This is a genomic window from Lachnospira multipara LB2003, from assembly GCF_000702205.1.
In the GTDB taxonomy this organism is placed as follows: domain Bacteria; phylum Bacillota; class Clostridia; order Lachnospirales; family Lachnospiraceae; genus Lachnospira; species Lachnospira multipara_A.
The window spans coordinates 205,933-223,611 of record NZ_JNKW01000001.1; the positions used below are offsets into that span (position 1 = coordinate 205,933).

Below are 17,679 nucleotides of genomic sequence, written 5' to 3' on the forward strand. Positions count from 1 at the left end.
ATTGCAACAATACTTGAACCTTGCGATTATAGTGCCTTCGGCCACGCAAGGCTACATTGCAATTGCTTCGCAAATGCAACAAGACTAGAACCTCATGCATTTAAGTGCGCTTTGCGCTGGCATGAGGCTACATTGCAACTGCACAGCAGTTGCAACAATAAGGGATAGGAGGATGGCACTTGATAGAGATTTTAGATAAAAATAGTGCTAAAAATACTAAAACTTTTCTTCTTAATACTAAAAACACAACATATGCTTTTACAGTATTAGAAAGTGGACATTTGGCACATCTTTTTTATGGAGCTAAGTGTGATTTTGGATTAGATGGCGTTAAGGCTACAGAAGGAATCAATAAATATTTAGCTGGAAATACAATTAGCTATTCTAGTGAATATAGCAATATTGGACTTGAGGATCTAGCCCTAGAAGTTTCAACAATAGGAAAGGGCGATATTAGGGAACCACAGATATGTTTAACTAATATTGATGGATCCACATCTAACGATTTTATTTATCATGATTATGAATTAATTAAGGGTTATTCAAGCAATGGCTACAGACATTTAACATGCATGCCTGAGGCTTTTTCAGGGAATGAGCAGCTAATAATAATGCTAAAGGATAGCCAAAGAAATATTTATTTAGAGCTTGTTTATACAGTATTTGAAGATACAGATTGTATAACAAGACGAGTAAGAATAATTAATAAAGAAGAGACTTTTATTGATATAAACAGAGCGCTTTCTCTTTGCCTTGATTTACCAAGTAAGAATTTGTCCATGATGACCTTTACAGGGGCTTGGACAAGGGAAATGAATGTAAATGAACTAAAGGTTACACAGAATAAAATTGTAAACTCATCATTTACAGGAACATCAAGCAATAGAAATAACCCTCTTGTAATTTTAAAAAGAAAAGAAACATCGGATTTTTATGGTGAGGCTTATGGCTTTAATATAATCTATAGCGGAAATCATTATTCATGCGCACAGGCTAATGGATATGGAAAAGCAAGATTTGTAATGGGCATAAACCCAGAAAACTTCGACTTTAGAATAGAACATGACGAGATTTTTGAAACCCCAGAAGTTGTAATGACTTTTGCAAAAAATGGACTTAATAACTTAAGTCAAAATTTTCATAAATTTATTAGAAATCATATAGTAAGAAGAACCTGGGCTAAGAAAGTAAGACCAGTTTTACTTAATAGTTGGGAGGCTTGCTACTTTAAATTTAACGAGACAAAGCTTCTTAATATGGCTAAAAAAGCCAAAGATTTAGGCGTTGAATTATTTGTAATGGATGATGGTTGGTTTGGTAACAGAGACAATGACACTTGTTCCCTTGGAGACTGGGATGTTAATTTAAGGAAATTACCAAATGGACTAAAGGGCTTGGCAGATAAGATAAATGAGCTTGGTCTTGAATTTGGTATATGGGTAGAACCTGAGATGGTAAATGTAGATTCTAACCTATATAGAGAGCATCCTGACTGGGCAATTCAGATTCCAGGAATAAATCATTCTGAGGGAAGAAACCAAAGAATCCTTAATTTAACCATGGAAGAAGTTAGAGATTATCTTGTGGCACGAATTTTTGATATGTTATCATCAGCCAATATAAAGTATGTAAAATGGGATATGAACCGTATTTTTACAGATTATTACGGCATTAATTTAACTAGACAAAAGGAAATGGCACACAGATACGTTCTAGGTCTTTATGATATTATGAGACGTATTGTGGAGGAGTTTCCAGATGTATTATTTGAAGGATGTGCATCAGGTGGAAATAGATTTGATTTAGGTATTCTTTCCTTTATGCCACAGATCTGGGCATCAGATAATACAGATGCCTGGTGTAGAGCTAAAATTCAGACAGGATATAGTTACGGATATCCAACATCAGTAATAGCAGCTCATATTTCAGCAAGTCCTAACCATCAGACTTTAAGAAATACATTGCAAGAATCAAGGTTTAATGTGGCAGCTTTTGGAATGCTAGGATTAGAGGTTAATCTTTCTGATTTAAATGATGATCAGATTCAACTTTTAAAGGAACAAATCGCAATTTATAAAAAATATCGTGATGTTATTTTTGATGGAGATTACTACAGATTAAGTAATGGCGAGGAAACAGAGTTTGGTAATTGCGTATATGAGTGGATTTGTGTATCAAAGGATAAGACCAAGGCTTTAGCTTTTACAATGCAGGATAAAGCAGTAGCTAACCAGCCAAATGCTTGGTTAAGAGTTACAGGTTTAGATGACAATAAGAAATATCATTTCTTTAATATGTCTAATAAGTATGAAATAAAGCATTTTGGAGATTTAATAAATACAGTTTCACCAATTCATATAAAGCCAGATTCTGCAATACATAGAGTGATTGGAAAACTTAAGAAAATGGATGGCGAAGTAGAAGATATGGTTGTATCAGGCAGTTTACTTAATAATTGCGGAATAAGACTTCACCAGAATTATGCAGGAACAGGATATGACGGAGATGTCCGTTTTTATCAAGATTTTGCATCAAGATTATTCTTTATAGAAGAGGTAGTGGATAATGAAAATGACTAAACGCAAGATGATAGAAGAATTTGAAAAGGTTTTTGGGACTAGTGAAGGTGTAAGAGTCTTTTTTGCACCTGGAAGAGTAAACTTAATAGGAGAACATACAGATTACAATGGAGGACATGTTTTTCCATGCGCAATTCCCCTTGGAACATACGCAGCAATTAGAAAAAGAGAGGATTCAAAGATACGATTTTTCTCATTAAATTATGATCAAAATGGAATCATTGAAACAAGAATTAATAATTTGAAATTTAATAAGACTGATTGGTGGACAAATTACCCAAAGGGAGTAATTGATCAAATTAAGAAAATGGGAATTGCCTTCTCATCAGGTTTTGAAATGCTTGTATATGGGGATTTACCAAGCTCGTCAGGTCTTTCATCCTCTGCTTCAATTGAGGTATTAACTTGCCTTTCAATGATTAGATTATATGGAATTAAATTGGGAAAAATTAAAACAGCTCTTCTTTGTCAGAAAGCTGAAAATGAGTTTTGTGGTGTAAATTGTGGTATTATGGATCAATTTGCAATTGCCATGGGAAAGAAAGACCATGCAATCTATTTAGACACAGCAACTCTTGATTACAAATATGTGCCAATAAAACTTGATAAAATAAAGCTTGTAATCACATGTAGCAATAAGAAAAGAGGTCTTGGAAGCTCTAAATATAACGAAAGAAGGGCAGAGTGCGAAGATGCACTAAGAATGATAAAGGAAAGCGAAGAATGTGCTAATATTAAGACTTTAGGTGATTTAAGCATAGAGCAATTTGAAAGAAATAAGCATTATATCACAGATGAAGTTAAGCTAAGACGTGCTAGACACGCTGTATATGAGAATATGAGAACTATCTGGGCAGTTGAAGCATTAACTAATAATGACATTGAAAAGTTTGGACAGTTAATGAATGAGTCCCATATTTCATTAAGAGATGATTATGAAGTAACTGGAGAAGAACTTGATGCTTTATATGATGCACAATCTAAGATGAAGGGTGTAATTGGTACTAGAATGACAGGCGCAGGTTTTGGTGGCTGCGCAGTATCTTTGGTAAAAGAAGAATACGTAGATGAATTCATTGAAAAAGTATCAAAGGAATACACAAAAAAGACAGGCCTAGTGGCAGACTTCTATCCATTAAGTGTAGGTGGAGGTCCACGTGAACTACGATAAAGATTAATTCTTTATATATTGTTGCAACTGCTATGCAGTTGCAATGTAGCCCCGAGCCCGCGCGGAGCGCACAAAATAAGAAGGCTTCAAGAACTGTTGCAACCGCAATGCAGTTGCAATGTAGCCCCGAGCCCGCGCAGAGCGCACAAAATGCGAGGGGTTCAAGACCTGTTGCAACCGCAATGCGGTTGCAATGTAGCCCCGAGCCCGCGCGGTGCGCATAAAATGCGAGGGGTTCAAGACCTGTTACGCTGGTTTTACTGCATCTACTGGCGTAAGTTTCCTGTATTTGTTGTAGCTGCAATGCAGTTGCAACAAAAAAAGAGAGTTGTTTTTATGCAACTCTCTTTTTATTTAAATTATTAAAAATGATCTAATTATGCTCTAAGTGTCTTAACATATTCGATAATCTTCTCATCTTTAGCATTTGCAAAGAAAAGATCAGCAAATTTATCACCAGCAACAGCACCCTTAACTAAGTCGCTATCAAGCTGCTTTAAAACTTCTACTAAATCCTGCTTTAAAGTTACAGCTCTAACGCCGTCTAAAATCTTCTTATTTCTCTGTTCTGGAACAACTCTTTCCTTAGGGTATCCACCACCTGGTTCACCTTCAAATAATTTCTCAAAGATGTAAGTGAGGTTAAGTTCAGCACCCCAACCAAAGCCCTTTGCGAAAGGAAGAGCAATAGCGTTACCATCATTAATCTGCATAAACATATAAGCGTCTGAAGGATCAACTACATGACCACAAAGAACGCCTGGGAATGAGTTAAGTGCAAGCATAGCACCTTCACCTGTACCACAACCTGTAACAACGAAATCACAAGCTCCTGAATTAAGTAAGATTGCTGCTAAGATACCATTCTGAACGTATGTTAACTGAGCATCATCTTCTGCTGAATACATACCATAGTTATCAACTGTATGTCCTTTTGCGCTAGCTACTTTATTTAAAGCATCATAAATCATGCTATTCTTAGCAGCCTGGCTGTTTTCATTAATAAGAGCGATTCTCATAAAAATTCCTCCATAATTTTTTTTAAAAATCTTAGCTAGGTCAGCCATTAAAAGTGTAATTTTAATGGCTGACTTAGACTGTTACAAACAGTTTAATATTAAAGAAACTATGGGTATTTGTCAAATTTGACAAAGAATTAACATAACTATCAGGTTAGCCTTTCTTAATGTGATAATTTCTAATCTATTTATTTATAGAAGATCTGGATTACGGTAAAATAGAGCTTTTAATGAGAGATTTATGTAATGTTAGTCAAAATGAAAAGTTATAGAATTTTAACCTTACGGTAAATATCAAGAATTAGAGAAAATTTCTGTAAATGCAACTTGCTAAATCATATCTGAAATTTTACTACTACGGTAAAAGTGTGGTTTTATAAGAATTTATCCGTAGGCGTAAATTATAATTTCTTAAATTAGATTTTATACCTTACAGAAAAGTGATTAATTATAGCTTTTTTTCTGTAAAATTGAATTTCTTATTAAATTTCCCTTTTTGTGATTTACAGAAATAATGTATAAAATACACGTTTTTACCGTAAGGTTAAAATTCTTGTATTTTTACAAATGATATATTTACGGTAAAATCCTCATTTATATGTCATTTTACCGTAAGCAATCCTAATTATTATCTTATTCCTAGTTAAATCGCTCTAAGATAACAACTCAAATAAATCATCAATCTAATTTCAAGGGTATTGACTTAATTTGGTATAATAAAAGGTGCCCTAAACAACATAAAATGGCATATATTTTTTGAGGAGGTTTAGGGAATAATTGTTTTATGAACATATACATAATGGAGGAAATATGGCAGATAATAATCAGGCTAATTTTATGGAAAACCTTAATAGCTTAAAGGAATATGCTAAGGTAAATGGTAATATTATTACACAAGAAGATATAAATAGCTATTTTAAAGATATGGATTTAGATGATGCTAAGATGGGCATGATAACAGGTTATTTAATGGCTCATGAAATTAAGGTAAGTGGTCAGGAAGATAACGAATTTACAGAAATGTTTAAGGATAAAGAACAAGAAAGTGATAGTACAGAAGAAGTTGAGGTAGAGGGCATTGATATGTTTGATGCCAAACCAGAAGCTTCTGATAAGGATAAGAATGTAGCTAGAGAAATTGCTAATAATCTTAATTATGAAGAAGACGAAAAATATCTTAAACTATATTTAGATGATTTAGCAAGAATCGAGACATTATCTGATACATCAAAGGCATTTTTACTTATGAATATCGTTGAAGATAATGATAATGAGTCATTAGAGCTTTTATCTGAGTCATTTCTTGAAATGATAGTTGACTGGATAGCTCCATATAGAAATAAGGGTGTTTATGCATCAGACTTAATTCAGGAAGCAAACCTAGCAATGATGTCATATATTAATGAAAAAAGATGGCTTAATAACTATGAATGGAAGGATAAGATAAAAGAAGGCGGCACAGAAGATCTTTTATTTGTTCTCGGAGAAATAATTAAGGCTGTACGTGACGAGGTTGAGGGAAGCTTAAAGATGCTAATTGACGAAGAGGGAAATGCCAACCTAGTAACAGGAAAAATCTTAAATAAGGTCAACGAAGTTAATGATTTTGCTAAAAATTTAATGGAAGAATTAGGACATAAGCCAACAGTGGCAGAAGTAGCAAAAGAGATGAAAGTTTCAGAAGATGTGATTAATGAGGCAATTAGTTTGTCAGCTGAGAATATTGAAAATATAGACTATCCAAAAACCATTAAAAAGGATAATTAATTAATCTAATACTTTTAAATGTTAACTAGTCCTTTTGTACTATGATAATAGTTGACAAATAGGGCTTTTAGTGGCATAATTAACTTAAGTTAAGAGAGCGAAAATCTCAAAGAAACATCGGAATTTATTAATATTCCTGGGGCGTTCGCAAACCTACTTATTTTGATCCTACATTTATTCGACGGGATTCCTATATCGCTATGCTGATGTCGAGCCTCCATAGAGTGGATGGCAGATGTATAGTTGCGGTTACCCACCTGGCTTTGCTAGGAGTCGAAACCGTAGGCGGACGGCGTTCTGGGAGGTTGTTTAAGAATTCAAAGACCTTCATACGAAAGTATGAGGGTCTTTTTTTGCGCCTTATTTTTGTGCTTTTTTGTGCCTAATTTTTTGCTTTTTTGTTCCTTTTATCTTTGTGTCTTTTATTCTTCCTTTTTCTTTTTTTCATAAAAATAAAGAATATAAAATCCCCCTAAATGAGTGATTATAATAGTATAGCTATATGTTAAAATATAATATGCAGGAGAAATAGATAATGCAAATATGTATAAATAAGACATTTATGCATATGAAAAAATAAGACATTCATGCATATGAAAAAATGAAAAAAATAAGATGAGGTGTTAAATGATGGATTTAATTGGAGAATTATTTAAAGGACTATTAAAAATTGTAGTAATTATCTTTGTAATAGTGCTTATCTTAAGCTTGTTAAAGCTTAAATTTCCTGGGCTCCCAGGTTTTAAAATGGATATTTTAAAGAATAAAGAAGGGGAGGTAACAACGGTTACGGAAAGCTCTATAAGAGAGGTTTTTGAAATTAGTGAGCTTCAAACCGCTAGCTTTATATATAATTCCATAGTTCAGGTAAACACAGACGATGACAAAAAGGTTAAATACTACGTTTCCTACAAGGGAACAGTTGTGGCAGGAATAGATTTTAATGCAATTGGAATAGATGTAAATGACGAAGAAAAAAAGATAACTATTACATTGCCGGATGTAACAATTCAGGATACCTTGGTGGATTCAACATCTCTTGAGTACATTTTTGGCGATAAAAAATACAATAATGAAACAGTGGTTGCAGAAAGTTATACAAAGTGTCAGGAAGATTTAAAGCAAAAAGCAGAAAATGAAAGCGAGATAAAGAGGCTTGCAAAAGATAATGCAAAAAATATAGTTGAAGGTTTAATGACCCCTTGGAGCAACCATATGAACGGGGATTATACAGTAGAAATCATTCAGGGAGAATAATTATGAAGAAAATAAATTTTAGAAAAATATGTATCGTTGCTCTTTCCATGATTATGCTTTGTATGACAGCTTGTGGAGAGAAGAAAGAAGACAAAAAAGAAACAGTAAAACCAGATATTATGCAAGTTAGATCTCTTAGTAATCTGGCAACACTTGAATGTTATTATCATAATGTCTCAAAATCTGTGAAGTCCGCAGGTTTTGGTCCAGCCCATATTGGGGAAGCAGATAGAAAATTTTGGTTTGAATATTCAGGAAAAGTAAAATTAGGTATTGATATGTCTTTGGTGACAATGGATTTTAGTGAAGAAGACAAAAAGGTAGTGGTTCATATGCCTAAGGCAAAAATTATAAGTATTGATCCTGTTTTTGATGAGTCCACAAATGTTATTGTAAGTAGCGATAACGCCTTGCCAATTATTGGAATAGTTGATAAAAGTGCCGGAGTTAATGATATTAAAAGTGAAGATGTGGCAAAGGCATTTAATAATTCTGAAGCAAGCATTAGGAAACAAATTGAAAATGATAGTTCATTGCTTTTAAGTGCCGAGGAACGTGCAGAGAAGCTAATAAAGAATTATTTTGATCAGCTAGGAAACATAAATGGTGAGACATATGATATAGTTTTTGAAACAATAGAAGAATAACTTTTTTTAGAAAAAATTGGAAAGGATGCACATATGAAAATAGCAGTTAGTGCCTGCCTTCTTGGACAAAATTGTAAATACAATGGTGGTAATAATTACAACAAAAAAGTTATGGATTTTATTTACGGCCATGAATGTATTCCTGTTTGTCCAGAGGTAATGGGTGGACTTTCTACTCCAAGAAATCCTTCTGAGATTGTCAACGGAGTAGTTACACAGAATAACGGAAATATCGTAGATAGAGAATTTAGAGAAGGAGCAAGAATAGCTCTAGAACTAGTCTTAAAAGAAAAAGTTGATATGGTAATCTTACAATCAAGAAGCCCTTCTTGTGGCGTGAAGAATATATACGATGGAACATTTAGCAAAACTCTTATTAATGGACAAGGGATTTTTGCAAGTCTATTGAAAGAACATGGAATTAAGATGGTAGATGTGGAAGATTTGTAATTATTGAAGAAAATACGTGATGTATAACTAAATGTAATATAAGCAATTTCTAGTTTGGGGGCTTGAAAAATGAAGGAAATTACAGTAGATAACAAGATTACATTTTTTGGGAAAGTTGATGGAGTTTCAGTAGAGCAACTTATTAGATATCAAAAGTTTGATATGAAGGTTAAACATTTTCATAGTCAATATGAGTTCTTCTACATAATTGAAGGCAAACGTCAATTTTTCTTTAATAATAAATCCTATAATGCATACGCAGGAGATCTAGCAATAATCGATACTAATCTTGTGCATACTACAAGAACAGTGGATGAAGATGACAAAGGCTATAATAGAGTGATTCTTTATATTGATTATGAGCAAATGTGTGAATTTGATAAGCTTTATCCAGGTCTAAATTTAGTCGACTTTTTTCATAAAAATTATGGCATATATCATTTTAATGATGAACAAAAAGCTAACTTTTTGAATTTGTATAGAGATTTGCGCCATGAGTTTACTAAGAAGAAAAAAGGCTATAAAGATAGAATCTATATATATCTGTTATCCTGGCTTGCAAGATTTTCTCAAAGCTATGGTAATAATGAAAATATAGCAGCCCCAAGAGATGATCAAAGAGCCCAGACAGTATCTAAGATTTCAAGCTATCTAGAGAAAAACTATACTAAGCAGATTTTATTAGAAGAAATATCAGATAAGCTCTATCTTAGCAAGTATTATCTTTGTAGAATTTTTAAAGAATATACAGGATTTACCATAACAGAATATGTTAATATTTTAAGAATAAAAAAGGCAACAGATTTATTAGAAAATTCAGATAAAAGTATCTTAGAAATAGCGGACCTATTAGGCTTTGAAAGCATGACTTATTTCGAAAGAGTCTTTAAGAAATTTATGAACGTAACACCATTGAAGTATAAGAAAAGTCATCATAGTGTGATATATGGACAGAAAGAGTTAAATACTATAGATGATTCGGATTATATATAATTATATTTTAAATCAATAGAAAATTATAAAATTAATAGGTGAACTTATAGACAAAAAATAAGAAATAAAATATGAAACAATAGAATAAAAAATAAATCCCATTTTTGTATAAAGCAAAGATGGGATATTTTTTATCTAACCAAAGAGCAAGTTCTCCCTCCCCAGTAGGCAAATAGCGAAGCGCATTTGCCGAACTTCCCTCCCCGTCAAAGAGCAAGTCCATCCTCCCTGTAGACAAACAGCGAAGCGCATTTGTCGTACACTCACCCCCAAACCTCCCAACCCTCCCAGGTTGCGCGGCTTTGGGGAGTGATGAAGTGGAGGGGGGAGTTAGGAGTGACCTTAAGAAAAAAATTGTGCAGCCGTCAGTGCTTGCAATCCTAAGGCAAAGCCGTAAGGATTGCTTAGCAGCTGCTACGAGCTGCACTAAAGCGGGAGCGTGTTTTTCGTAGGTCACTCCTAACATCTTATCCTTCCCTTCACCCTCCCCCAACAGTGCAATATAGTTTGAATTTCTTCTTCATCCCGCAATATAGTTTAAGAAAAGTTAAAAACATTAATGATATAATGTGACCAACAGATAGCTATATGTTAAATGTAATAGGGTTAAGCAAAGAATACATAAGGGAGGTATTTCATGAAGTTTAAAAAGAAATATTTGGGGTTTTTATGCATAATATTATGTTTGATAATTGTAGGTCGAACATTTATTAGCGTAAAAGGAATTGAAAATTCAGACAAATTAGTCATTCAGTTAGCACATAATCAAGCGGCTGGTTCAGAAATAGCTGATACAATCGCTAAGTTTTCTGAGTTTACTAAGGAAGAATCAAACGACACTATTAACGTAAAGATTTTTGCAAGTGGTGTACTTGGAACTGAAAGTTCTGAAGTAGAAATGGTTCAAGCAGGCATTCTTGATATGGCAAAGGTAAGTTCTAATACACTTGGTCAGTTTGATAGTAGATACGCAATCTTTTCTGTACCATATCTTTTCCAAAGTCAGGAACATTACTATACAGCAATGAAGGAAAGTACAGAAATCAAGAATTTATTCACAGACACTAGAGAGTACGGTTTTATTGCAATTGGTTATTACGCTAATGGCGCTAGAAACTTTTACTTAAAGGAAGAAAGGGCGGTAACAGATCCTAGTGTTCTTGCAGGACTTAAGATTCGTTCAATGGCAAGTACAACATCTATGGATACTATTGAGAAGATGGGTGGTACACCAGTACCAATGGCAAGTTCAGAAACTTATGCATCTCTTCAGCAGGGAGTTGTAGACGGAGCTGAAAATACAGAGCTTGCTTTAACAGTTGATGGACATGAAGACTTAGTAAAGTCTTATACATATACAGAACATCAATTTTCTCCTGACATTTTCATTATTAGCACAAAGACATGGGATAAGATGACAGAAGAACAGAGACAATGCTTAATAACAGCACTTGAAGAAACTAATGATAATTTTGTTAGTGTATATAACGACATGATGGCAGAAGCTATTGAGGAAGCAGAGTCAAAGGGAGTTCATGTTTATAGAGATATTGATAAGTCAGCATTTATTGAAGCTGTTCAACCAATTCACGAAGAATTTTGTGCAAGAGGTGAAGAATATAAGGCACTTTATGATGATATTCAAAGCTACGCTAATTAAGTAGAGATGGGAGAGAGTTATGAAATATTTGAACAAACTAGTAGAAATCGTATTAGAAATTCTAGTGTGTGGAATGGTACTTGGCTGTGTTTGGCAAGTATTTACTAGATTCATTTTACATGACCCAAGTAAATATACAGAAGAGTTACTACGATATATGTTGATTTGGGTAACATTTATGGGCGTTCCTTACGCTTATGGTCAAGATAGACATTTATCAATAAATATATTTATGAATAAAAATACTAAGAAAAATGATGCTTTAGTTAAGTTATTCGTTGATGCTTTTGTAGTTGCATTATGCGTTCTTGTAATGATTGTTGGTGGTGTTATGGTTACAGGAAATGCCGCAGGTCAGTTATCAGCAGCTATGCAGCTCCCAATGGAAGTCTATTATGTTTGTGTACCAATTAGTGGTGTATTAATGGTAATTTATGGCATTGATAAAATTGTAAAACACATTAATGACTACAGACTTGAATCTAAGAAAGATAAGGATTCAGAAGTAAAGGTAAAGCCAGAATTTAAAAAGGCAGTTTAAATAGGGGGGATTTTATGGAAATTCAAGCAGCAATTGTATTGGTAATTACATTCTTTTTGTTACTGGCTTTGTCGGTTCCAGTTTCATTTAGCATTATTTCATCGGCACTACTTACATTAACAATGTTCTTAACTCCTAAGTTTGGAGTATTTATATCAGCTCAGAAAATGGTAACAGGTATCGATAGTTTCACATTACTTGCAGTTCCTTTCTTCTTACTTGCAGGCTTACTTATGAGTAACGGCGGTATTGCGAAACGTTTGATAAACTTAGCAATGCTTGTGTTGGGAAAGGTTCCTGGTTCCCTTGCTATGACAAATATTGCAGGTAATGCAATGTTTGGTTCAATTTCAGGATCAGGTATTGCAGCAGCTACAGCTATTGGTGGCGTTATGCATCCTCTTGAAGAGGAACAGGGTTACAACAAGGCTTTTTCAGCAGCAGTAAATATTGCTTCAGCTCCTGTAGGTCAGTTAATTCCTCCAACAGCTTCATTTATTGTTTATTCAGCAGCAAGTGGCGGTGTATCAGTTGCAGCTCTTCTTATGGCAGGTTGGATTCCTGGTTTACTTTGGGCACTATTTTGCATGATCGTGGCATATTTTTACAGCAAGAAACATGGATATGTTATTAAGAGAGATAAGTTAACTAAAAAAATCGTACTTAAGACAATTTGGGATGCAATTCCAAGCTTATTCCTTATTGTAATCATCATTGGTGGTATTCTTTCAGGTTACTTTACACCTACTGAAGCTAGTGGTGTTGCAGTAGTTTACGCTTTTATCTTAGCTTGCTTTGTATATAAGAGTATTAAATTTAAGGATATTCCTGGTATTTTAAAGGAAACTGCAGTTATGACAGCTATTGTAATGTTAATTATTGGTGCTTCATCAGTACTTTCTTTCGTACTTTCCTTTACAGGCCTTCCACAGGCAATTTCAGCAGCCTTACTTAGCTTATCATCAAATAAGATTGTACTATTACTTATTATCAATCTTATTTTACTTATTGTTGGTACATTCATGGATATGGCTCCAGCTTTACTTATCTTTACACCAATTTTCTTACCAATCATTAAGACACTTGGTATGGACCCAATCCAGTTTGGTGTAATGATGGTTATGAACCTTTCAATTGGAACAATTACACCACCGGTTGGTAGCGTATTATTCGTAGGTTGTAGCGTTTCAAAACTAAAAGTAGAAGAGGTTATAAAGAAGCTATTACCATACTTTGGCGTAATAGTTGCAGCACTTTTACTTATCACATTCGTACCAGCCTTTAGTATGTGGCTACCTGGAATCTTAGGTTTACTAGGCTAGATAAAAAATTATTAGGATGAGAAGGAAATTTTATGGGTATTAAAAATAACGACAGAAATGAAATAGAAGAAAAGTTAGAGCTTGTAATTAATAAGTTAATGAACTTAGGTTGCGAGACAAAGGATGATGAAGAACTTGCAAAAAAAGGCGAGGCAGTAGGATTTTTTAAGAGAGATTTTGGAATTAAAGAGTGGGATTGGCCACAGGGTGTAGGCTTACTTGGACTACTTAAGATAATGAAATACCAAAACAATGATAACTACAAGGAGTTTTTATATAACTGGTTTAAGGAGAATATAAAAAATGGCCTTCCATCTAGAAATATAAACACTACAACACCCCTTCTTACTTTAGTGGAACTAAATGAGTGTTATAAGGATCCTGAATTTGAAGAGCTTTGTCTTAGTTGGGCAGATTGGCTTATGAATTGTCTACCAAGAACTAAAGAGAGAGGCTTTCAGCATGTAACAAGTGCTAACGGGGATAGACAAGGGGTTCGTCTTAATGAAAACGAAATGTGGATCGACACCATTTTCATGACAGTACTATTCCTTAATAAGATGGGCCAAAAATATCATCGTCAGGATTGGATTGATGAGTCAATTCATCAGGTGCTTATGCATATTAAATATCTTTATGATAAAAATAGTGGCCTATTCTATCATGGCTGGACCTTTAATAAGATGAATAATTTCGGCGGAATCTTCTGGTGTAGAGGTAATAGCTGGTTTACTCTTGGCATTCTTGATTATATTGATATGTTTAAGGGCACAATGAATGCAGGGGTTAAGGAATTTATTCTTGATACTTATAAGGCACAGGCGGCTGCTCTTAAGAAATTACAGGCAAAATCTGGACTTTGGCATACAGTACTTGATGATAAATCAAGTTATGAAGAAGTTTCAGGTTCAGCAGCAATTACAGCAGGTATTTTAAAAGGTATTAGACTAGGAATCTTAGATGATTCTTATCTTTGCGTAGCTGATAAGGCAATAAAAGCTATTTTGAAAAATATAGATGAAGACGGAACAGTACTTAATGTATCCGGCGGAACAGGCATGGGCTATGATGCTAATCACTATAAAAACATTTTAATTGCACCAATGGCCTATGGACAGTCACTAACAATTTTGGCTTTAGCGGAGGCTTTATTACATGATTAGAAAAGCATTTAAAATGTACCTAAATCCTAGGTGCGCAAAAACATACGAAGAGAGACATCAAAAACTTTGGCCGGAAATGAAGGAAGTAATTAGAAGTCATGGAGGTCATAATTATTCAATTTTCCTTGATGAAGAAACCAACGTTTTATATGGCTATGTAGAGGTTGAAAGCGAGGAAAGATGGGAGGAAATTGCAAATACGCCTATTAATAAAAAATGGTGGGATTATATGGCACCTTTAATGAAAGTTAATGCTGATAATAGCCCAGTTCAAGATGATTTAAAAAATGTATTTTATCTTAGCTAATCTTTAAGAAATGCAAAATACAGGGAGGGGCAATGATGAAAGGATATTATTTAGCCATTGATATTGGCGCCTCAAGCGGTCGACATATTTTAGGCCATTTAGATAATGGTAAATTAATTTTAGAAGAAATTTACCGCTTTAAAAATGAAATGAAGGATAAAGAAGGTTCAAAGATATGGGATGTTAATTATCTTTTCCGGCAGATAAAGATAGGTTTAAAGCTTTGTAATGTGTTAGGTAAAAAACCAGAGTACATCTCTATTGATACCTGGGCTGTAGACTATTGCTTACTAGATGAGAAGGATGAGCTAATAGGGGAGACTTATGCTTATAGAAATGATAGAACAAAGGGTATGGATCTTGAAGTGGAAAAGATTATAGATAGCAAGACTCTTTACAGACGAATTGGCATACAAAAGCAGCCTTTTAATACAATTTATCAGCTTATGGCAATGAAACTATTAGAAGAAGAAAGTCTAAAAAAAGCAAAAACATTTTTAATGTTACCAGATTATTTCATTTTTAAATTAACTGGTATTAAGACAAATGAATACACTAACGCAAGCTCAACAGGTCTAGTAGATCCAGATACTAAAAACTGGGATTACGACCTTATAAGAATGCTTGGTTTAAAAGAAGATATCTTTTTAAAACTTAGAAAACCAGGAGTAATTCTTTCAGATTTTACAGAGGAAATGACTAAAGAAATTGGCTATAGAGCAAAGGTTTGTTTATGTGCTAGCCATGATACAGCATCAGCTATTCTGGCCCTTCCAAGTTTAAAGCCTGACGTACTCTATATTAGTTCTGGCACTTGGTCTTTGTTTGGTTGTGAAAATTCAAGTCCTTGTTTAACAGAAGAAGCAAGAAAATGTAACTTTACAAATGAGGGTGGCTTTAACTATCGCTTCAGATTCTTAAAAAATATTATGGGACTTTGGATGATACAGGAGCTTAAAAGAGAGTTTGGGGATGAGTATACATTTTCACAAATATGCCAATTAGCTAGGGAAAATATTGAGTTCCCATCAGTAGTTGATGTTAACTCTAATGAATTCTTAGCACCAAAATCCATGTCAGAAGCTATAAAAAATTATTGTAAAAAAACGAATCAGCAGCTTCCAGAAAGCCTAGGTCAACTTGCAGCAGTGGTATATAAATCTCTAGCAAAAAGTTATGCTAAGGCAAAACTTGAAATAGAGAAGCTACTAGGAAAAGAGTTTCAGGAACTTTTTATTATTGGCGGTGGTTCCAATGCTGATTTACTAAATGAATTGACAGCTAAAGAAACAGGACTAATTACCTATGCAGGACCTGTGGAGGCTACAGCTATTGGTAACATTTTAGCCAGTATGATAGCTACAGGAGAGCTTCTTAGTTTACAAGAGGCAAGAGAATTAGTTCGAAAATCTTTTGAAATAAAGAGATATGATATGAAGAATGACTATATGAAAAATATTAACTTAATAAATGTTCCTGTTATGAAAATTAGGACGGTAAGTTAGCTAAAAAATGTATTAAAAACATTCGGAGGGATTATGGACGTAGTAAAAAGATATGAAGAGGCCAGAAAAATTTACAAAAGCCTTGATGTAGATACAGAGGCCGCACTTGATAAATTAAAGGATGTGGCCATTTCAATTCACTGCTGGCAGGGAGATGACGTTGTAGGCTTTGATTCTAAGGAAGCTTTATCTGGTGGCATTCAAACAACAGGAAATTACATGGGTCGTGCAAGAAACCCAAAGGAATTAATGGAGGATATTGCTAAGGTTATTTCTTTAGTTCCTGGGGCAAAAAAGCTAAATCTTCATGCAAGCTATGCAATTATTGATGAGGGAGAAATGATTAATGGTAAGAAAGTGGATAGAGATAGCATTTTGCCAAAGCACTTTAAAGCATGGGTGGATTTCGCTAAGGAGCATAATTTAGGACTTGATTTTAATCCTACATTTTTCTCACATCCAATGGTAAAGGATGGACTTACTCTATCTTCACCGGATGAAGAGGTAAGAAAGTTTTGGGTAGAGCATGGTAAAAGATGTATTGAAATTTCAGAATATTTTGCAAAAGAAACTGGCAAGCCTTGTCTTATGAATATCTGGATTCCTGATGGATATAAGGATATTCCTGCAGATAGATTAGGTCCTAGAGCTAGATTTAAAAAGTCCTTAGATGAAATTTTATCTATTCCTTATGATAAATCCAAGGTTTTTATTTGCCTTGAATCTAAGGTTTTTGGAATTGGTGTTGAGTCTTACACAGTGGGTTCTGCAGAATTTTGCATGAACTATGTTGCTAATAAAGGCATCACCCCTCTTATGGATAACGGTCACTATCACCCAACGGAGCTTGTGTCTGACAAGATTAGCTCAATGCTTCTTTTTAATGAGCGCTTAGCCCTCCATATTACTAGACCTGTTCGTTGGGACAGTGACCATGTAGTTTTGTTTGATGATGAAACTAAGGAAATTTGCAAGGAGATCGTAAGAGCTAATGCACTTGATAGAGTCTTTATTGCTACAGATTACTTTGATGCTTCTATCAATCGTATTTCTGCTTGGGCTACAGGTCTTAGAAATCTTGAAAAGGCCTTACTTTATGCCTTACTTGAACCAAAGTCTTTAAAAGAATTACAGAATAATTTTGACTTTACAAAGCTTATGGTTATGCATGAGAAGTTAAAGGAAATGCCATTTGGCGATGTATGGCAGGAGTATCTTAGACGAGAAGGCGTGGTGGATGACTATTATAGCGAGGTTAAGAAATACGAAGAGGAAGTTCTAGTTAAGAGAAGCTAGTT

The 17,679-nt window shown here is 34.2% G+C and carries 15 protein-coding genes and 1 other RNA gene; 15 read left to right on the top strand and 1 reads right to left on the bottom strand.

What is annotated here, in order from left to right; genetic code table 11:
• The first annotated feature begins 179 nt into the window (after window positions 1–179).
• On the top strand, window positions 180–2,579 hold the full coding sequence (locus T537_RS0100935; protein WP_242839145.1) for an alpha-galactosidase: 2,400 nt from the start codon (window positions 180–182) through the stop codon (window positions 2,577–2,579).
• A complete protein-coding gene (locus T537_RS0100940; protein WP_031555670.1) occupies window positions 2,572–3,750 on the top strand; it encodes a galactokinase in 1,179 nt (392 codons plus the stop codon). Before T537_RS0100935 ends, T537_RS0100940 begins: the two co-directional genes overlap by 8 nt.
• Before the next feature lie 377 nt (window positions 3,751–4,127).
• Here the strand turns inward: T537_RS0100940 and T537_RS0100945 are convergent, their stop codons facing one another.
• Window positions 4,128–4,769 carry an RpiB/LacA/LacB family sugar-phosphate isomerase gene (locus T537_RS0100945; RefSeq protein WP_027437632.1) on the bottom strand — a complete coding sequence of 214 codons (642 nt, stop codon included), beginning with the start codon at window positions 4,767–4,769 and terminating at the stop codon, window positions 4,128–4,130.
• Window positions 4,770–5,579: 810 nt separating this feature from the next.
• On the opposite strand from T537_RS0100945, the gene T537_RS0100950 reads away from it, so the two are divergent.
• From T537_RS0100950 to T537_RS0101010, 13 genes are all read left to right on the top strand, one after another.
• Window positions 5,580–6,536 carry a sigma-70 domain-containing protein gene (locus T537_RS0100950; protein WP_031555673.1) on the top strand — a complete coding sequence of 319 codons (957 nt, stop codon included), beginning with the start codon at window positions 5,580–5,582 and terminating at the stop codon, window positions 6,534–6,536.
• A 130-nt stretch (window positions 6,537–6,666) separates the two neighbouring features.
• Window positions 6,667–6,844: non-coding RNA, 6S RNA (gene ssrS / locus T537_RS12630), on the top strand.
• A 319-nt stretch (window positions 6,845–7,163) separates the two neighbouring features.
• Complete coding sequence (locus T537_RS0100955; protein ID WP_031555675.1) at window positions 7,164–7,793, top strand: DUF4230 domain-containing protein; 630 nt, start codon at window positions 7,164–7,166, stop codon at window positions 7,791–7,793.
• Window positions 7,794–7,795: 2 nt separating this feature from the next.
• Entirely contained in the window at window positions 7,796–8,440 is a 645-nt protein-coding gene (locus T537_RS0100960) for a DUF4230 domain-containing protein (RefSeq protein WP_031555678.1), read from the top strand.
• Between the two features lie 33 nt (window positions 8,441–8,473).
• On the top strand, window positions 8,474–8,890 hold the full coding sequence (locus T537_RS0100965; protein WP_031555681.1) for a 2-thiouracil desulfurase family protein: 417 nt from the start codon (window positions 8,474–8,476) through the stop codon (window positions 8,888–8,890).
• Window positions 8,891–8,959: 69 nt separating this feature from the next.
• Window positions 8,960–9,883, top strand: a complete 924-nt coding sequence (locus T537_RS0100970; RefSeq protein ID WP_031555685.1) for an AraC family transcriptional regulator — start codon at window positions 8,960–8,962, stop codon at window positions 9,881–9,883.
• A 637-nt stretch (window positions 9,884–10,520) separates the two neighbouring features.
• Window positions 10,521–11,543, top strand: coding sequence for a TRAP transporter substrate-binding protein DctP (dctP, locus tag T537_RS0100980; RefSeq protein WP_031555687.1), 1,023 nt, complete (start codon window positions 10,521–10,523; stop codon window positions 11,541–11,543).
• Window positions 11,544–11,562: 19 nt separating this feature from the next.
• The gene (locus T537_RS0100985) at window positions 11,563–12,084 is read left to right on the top strand and encodes a TRAP transporter small permease (protein ID WP_051637126.1); all 522 of its coding nucleotides are present in this window, start codon (window positions 11,563–11,565) and stop codon (window positions 12,082–12,084) included.
• A gap of 14 nt (window positions 12,085–12,098) precedes the next feature.
• On the top strand, window positions 12,099–13,406 hold the full coding sequence (locus T537_RS0100990) for a TRAP transporter large permease (RefSeq protein ID WP_031555695.1): 1,308 nt from the start codon (window positions 12,099–12,101) through the stop codon (window positions 13,404–13,406).
• 32 nt (window positions 13,407–13,438) lie between these two features.
• A complete protein-coding gene (locus tag T537_RS0100995; RefSeq protein WP_034244082.1) occupies window positions 13,439–14,569 on the top strand; it encodes a glycoside hydrolase family 88/105 protein in 1,131 nt (376 codons plus the stop codon).
• Window positions 14,562–14,876: an L-rhamnose mutarotase gene (rhaM, locus tag T537_RS0101000; RefSeq protein WP_031555699.1), complete on the top strand. Its 315-nt coding sequence runs from the start codon at window positions 14,562–14,564 to the stop codon at window positions 14,874–14,876. The genes T537_RS0100995 and rhaM overlap by 8 nt, the downstream gene beginning before the upstream one ends.
• Window positions 14,877–14,908: 32 nt before the next feature.
• Window positions 14,909–16,381 (top strand): rhamnulokinase, encoded by a 1,473-nt coding sequence (locus tag T537_RS0101005; RefSeq protein ID WP_330372584.1) that lies wholly within the window; start codon window positions 14,909–14,911, stop codon window positions 16,379–16,381.
• 33 nt (window positions 16,382–16,414) lie between these two features.
• On the top strand, window positions 16,415–17,677 hold the full coding sequence (locus T537_RS0101010) for an L-rhamnose isomerase (RefSeq protein ID WP_031555703.1): 1,263 nt from the start codon (window positions 16,415–16,417) through the stop codon (window positions 17,675–17,677).
• Window positions 17,678–17,679 lie beyond the last annotated feature (2 nt).

Bases quoted from the DNA above. Each gene is read 5' to 3' on its own strand.
- T537_RS0100940 (WP_031555670.1), top strand. From the start codon at position 2,572: ATGACTAAACGCAAGATGATAGAAGAATTTGAAAAGGTTTTTGGGACT.
- T537_RS0100945 (WP_027437632.1), bottom strand. From the start codon at position 4,769: ATGAGAATCGCTCTTATTAATGAAAACAGCCAGGCTGCTAAGAATAGC.
- T537_RS0100950 (WP_031555673.1), top strand. From the start codon at position 5,580: ATGGCAGATAATAATCAGGCTAATTTTATGGAAAACCTTAATAGCTTA.
- T537_RS0100955 (WP_031555675.1), top strand. From the start codon at position 7,164: ATGATGGATTTAATTGGAGAATTATTTAAAGGACTATTAAAAATTGTA.
- T537_RS0100960 (WP_031555678.1), top strand. From the start codon at position 7,796: ATGAAGAAAATAAATTTTAGAAAAATATGTATCGTTGCTCTTTCCATG.
- T537_RS0100965 (WP_031555681.1), top strand. From the start codon at position 8,474: ATGAAAATAGCAGTTAGTGCCTGCCTTCTTGGACAAAATTGTAAATAC.
- T537_RS0100970 (WP_031555685.1), top strand. From the start codon at position 8,960: ATGAAGGAAATTACAGTAGATAACAAGATTACATTTTTTGGGAAAGTT.
- dctP (WP_031555687.1), top strand. From the start codon at position 10,521: ATGAAGTTTAAAAAGAAATATTTGGGGTTTTTATGCATAATATTATGT.
- T537_RS0100985 (WP_051637126.1), top strand. From the start codon at position 11,563: ATGAAATATTTGAACAAACTAGTAGAAATCGTATTAGAAATTCTAGTG.
- T537_RS0100990 (WP_031555695.1), top strand. From the start codon at position 12,099: ATGGAAATTCAAGCAGCAATTGTATTGGTAATTACATTCTTTTTGTTA.
- T537_RS0100995 (WP_034244082.1), top strand. From the start codon at position 13,439: ATGGGTATTAAAAATAACGACAGAAATGAAATAGAAGAAAAGTTAGAG.
- rhaM (WP_031555699.1), top strand. From the start codon at position 14,562: ATGATTAGAAAAGCATTTAAAATGTACCTAAATCCTAGGTGCGCAAAA.
- T537_RS0101005 (WP_330372584.1), top strand. From the start codon at position 14,909: ATGATGAAAGGATATTATTTAGCCATTGATATTGGCGCCTCAAGCGGT.
- T537_RS0101010 (WP_031555703.1), top strand. From the start codon at position 16,415: ATGGACGTAGTAAAAAGATATGAAGAGGCCAGAAAAATTTACAAAAGC.